3 protein-coding genes and 1 pseudogene are annotated in these 1,744 nt (G+C 42.5%); 2 read left to right on the plus strand and 2 right to left on the minus strand.

Annotated elements, in window-relative coordinates; all coding sequences use genetic code 11:
* A pseudogene (locus BCT81_RS18825) lies at positions 1-248 on the minus strand (proline--tRNA ligase); the annotation flags it as partial.
* Between the two features lie 101 nt (positions 249-349).
* Positions 350-1,045 (minus strand): tRNA (N6-threonylcarbamoyladenosine(37)-N6)-methyltransferase TrmO, encoded by a 696-nt coding sequence (gene tsaA, locus BCT81_RS18830; RefSeq protein WP_102425454.1) that lies wholly within the window; start codon positions 1,043-1,045, stop codon positions 350-352.
* A 123-nt stretch (positions 1,046-1,168) separates the two neighbouring features.
* Between tsaA and BCT81_RS18835 the strand changes: the two genes are divergently transcribed.
* Positions 1,169-1,429 (plus strand): type B 50S ribosomal protein L31, encoded by a 261-nt coding sequence (locus BCT81_RS18835; protein WP_102425455.1) that lies wholly within the window; start codon positions 1,169-1,171, stop codon positions 1,427-1,429.
* Entirely contained in the window at positions 1,430-1,555 is a 126-nt protein-coding gene (ykgO, locus tag BCT81_RS18840) for a type B 50S ribosomal protein L36 (protein ID WP_005380299.1), read from the plus strand.
* The last annotated feature ends 189 nt before the right edge of the window (positions 1,556-1,744 follow it).

Raw genomic sequence — 1,744 nt, forward strand, 5'->3', positions numbered from 1 at the left:
GTCTCTTCCCATAGCTCAAACGGCTGCACTACGGGCATTAAAGTCTCAACTGCACCTGCATTATCGATCTCTTGGCGAACGATGTTTTCGACTTTACGCAGTACACGCAGACCGGTAGGTAGCCAAGTGTATAAACCTGAAGCTAGCTTACGGATCATACCTGCACGTAGCATCAGCTGGTGGCTGATAACTTCTGCGTCGTTTGGAGTCTCTTTCAGAGTAGAAAGAAGATAGTTACTGGTACGCATTCTATGGTATCCGTTTCATCATTAATAAAAGTAAATTTACTGCCGCTATTGGCAGCAGTAAATCCGATATAGCCGCATATAATATCAGCCTATTTGGGATCTCAAAAGCGTTCAATGTCAGTTACATTGATGAAAAACGCCTCAATAACGAATTTCACGTTAAGATCGAACAAATTTACCGCATATTCCTTGTTGTCTTGCTTACCTTTCTTATAGGCAGGACGAGGATCTTGGCCTAATACCTCTTTGATCACCTGAATAATATGACGCGCCTCTGGGTGCTGTGCCAGTTTCGCTTGGGCTTGCTGTGAAAAGTTAACCTCTAACACCTCTGGCTCTTCGGCTGCAAACCCTCCCTGTGCATCCGGAATGGAATCGGAGTAGGGGATGTAAGGCTTGATGTCGATAATTGGTGTCCCGTTGACTAAATCGACACTGCCAAGGTCTAGCCAAGTTTGCCCTTTATCTTGAGATACGCCTTTTAACTCCACCGCTGACATGCCAATCCCGTTGGGTCTGAATGTGGCACGAGATGCAAAAACCCCAATGCGTTCATTACCACCCAGTCGAGGTGGCCTCACTGTCGGCTTCCAGCCCGCCTCAAGGTTTTTGTCGAATAGAAATAGGAGCCACACATGGCTGAATTGCTCGATGTTGCGAACCGACTCTAGACAGTTTGCCGCGTCAACAAGTCTTACTCTAGAGGTTGATGTCGGCACCAACCTAGGCTGCCTTGGTACCGCGAACTTCTCTTTATAGGGAGACTCTATAAAGCCAATAGGTTCAATGGAGTACATGGGGGGACGTTCTCTAATTACGATCTATGGCCGGAAAATATCACAAAATAACTTGTTTTTCTTTTGATAATAATTATCATTTGTAATGTTATAACATATCAAATGATAATTTAGGGGAAACAAATGAAACCAAATATCCATCCTGATTACCGCACTGTGGTTTTTCATGATACCAGTGTTGATGAATACTTCTTGATAGGTTCAACCTTGAAAACAGACCGTACGATCGAATGGGAAGATGGCAATACTTACCCTTACTTCACTATTGAAGTGTCTTCAAAGTCTCATCCTTTCTATACAGGTAAGCAACGAGTGATTCATAAAGAAGGTCGCGTGGCGAACTTTACTCGCCGCTTTGGTCAATTGGGTAAGGGAGCTAAATAGATGAAGGTTGTAAAATCACTTAAAAGTGCAAAGAGCCGTCACCCTGATTGTCAAATCGTTAAGCGTAGAGGGCGCCTATATGTAATTTGCAAAACCAACCCAAGGTTCAAAGCGGTTCAAAAATAAGCAGTCAATTGGATGTGACACACCTGTAAAAAACGAGGGGAAAGTCAAACTTTATTCATTTAACGGTTTTTCTTTTCCTTCATATGCAAGTTGATTAAATACCGAGTGGTTATTTATCGTACGCCGAACTTTATTTTTAAACTAATCAAGAGGTTATATCGTAAGTTATATTAATAGTGAATGTATAGT

Origin of the sequence: Vibrio sp. 10N.261.52.A1 (assembly GCF_002876325.1) — a bacterium.
GTDB lineage: Bacteria > Pseudomonadota > Gammaproteobacteria > Enterobacterales > Vibrionaceae > Vibrio > Vibrio chagasii.